We start from the raw sequence: 1,162 nt of genomic DNA, 5'->3' as shown, positions 1-1,162 counted from the left end.
GCGTCGTCGGGCGTGGCGGCGAGCAGCCCGGCCAGCGTCGCCCGGTCGGCCGGCTCGGGGTGCGGCCACGCGCCGGGCACCGGGTGCTCGTGGACCGACCAGCCCCGCTCGCCCAGCCCGGCGCAGATCCGCCGGTCGTAGCTGTTGCCGCCGCTGGGCGTGGCCGGGTCGTCGATGTCACCGGGCAGGACGACGTGCACCGCCCGGCCCGCATCGGTCACAGTGACCGCTCGTAGCTCGCCCAGGCGATGTGCGACTCGTGCAGGGTGACCGTGATGCCGGCCAGGTCGCGCGCTCCCGCTCCCAGCTGACCGGCGTGCACCCGCTCGACCAGTCGGTCCGCGACAGTACGGGCCAGCACCTCCGTGGTGGTGTTCACCCCGGCGAAGGCCGCCTCGTCGTCGAGGTTGCGGTACGTCAGCTCGCTCAGCACGGCCCGCAGCTGCTCGGTGGCCAGGCCGATGTCCACGACGATCCCGTCGGCGTCCAGGTCGGGCCGGCGGAACGTCGCGTCCACCACGAACGTCGCGCCGTGCAGGCGTTGGGCGGGCCCGAAGACCTCGCCTCGGAAACTGTGGGCGATCATCATGTGGTCTCGAACGGTCACGCTGAACACTGTCACTCCCCGTCGTCGTAGGTGATGAGGTGGCAGAGGGCGGGCAGGTCACCCGAGCTGAGTCGGGCGAGCACGTCGGGCAGCTCCGCGAACCGGGACGCGCCGGTGATCAACGCGTCGAAGGCCGGGTCGTCGAGCAGGTCCAGGGCGAGCGCCAGGCGGTCGGCGTAGCTGCGCCGCCCCCGTCGGGCGGGTGCCACCATGCCGACCTGGCTGCTGCGGACGGTGAGTCGACCGGAGTGGAACGCGCCGCCCAGCGACACCTGCACGGGGCGGTCGCCGTACCAGCTCAGCTCGATGACCGTGCCCTCCGGTGCGAGCAGGTCCAGCGACTGTTGCAGGCCGGCGGCGGTGGCGCTGGCGTGCACGACCAGGTCACGGTCAGCGCGGGCGTCGGCCGGGTCGGCGAAGTCGACACCGAGCGCCCCGGCCACGCCGGCCCGGCGCGCGTCGGTGTCGACCAGTTCGACCTGCACGCCGGGGAACCGGGCGAGCAGCGCCGCGACGCAGCAGCCCACCATGCCGGCGCCGATCACGGTGACCCGG

Annotated in this window: 2 protein-coding genes and 1 pseudogene; all 3 read right to left on the bottom strand. The window is 73.8% G+C overall.

The window, feature by feature from the left end; genetic code table 11:
- Positions 1-221 (bottom strand): annotated as a pseudogene (locus KBX53_RS33680) (glycosyltransferase family 1 protein); the annotation flags it as partial.
- The gene (locus tag KBX53_RS33675; RefSeq protein WP_030335538.1) at positions 218-616 is read right to left on the bottom strand and encodes a 6-carboxytetrahydropterin synthase; all 399 of its coding nucleotides are present in this window, start codon (positions 614-616) and stop codon (positions 218-220) included. The gene KBX53_RS33675 and the pseudogene KBX53_RS33680, both read right to left, overlap by 4 nt.
- A gap of 2 nt (positions 617-618) precedes the next feature.
- Positions 619-1,162 (bottom strand): NAD(P)-binding protein (locus tag KBX53_RS33670; RefSeq protein WP_210863888.1); only part of this gene is annotated, 544 nt, incomplete at its 5' end.

The organism is Micromonospora sp. M51 (assembly GCF_018070305.1).
GTDB lineage: Bacteria > Actinomycetota > Actinomycetes > Mycobacteriales > Micromonosporaceae > Micromonospora > Micromonospora parva.
The sequence above is the reverse complement of the archived record's forward strand: the minus strand, read 5'-3'. Positions and strand labels throughout refer to the sequence as shown.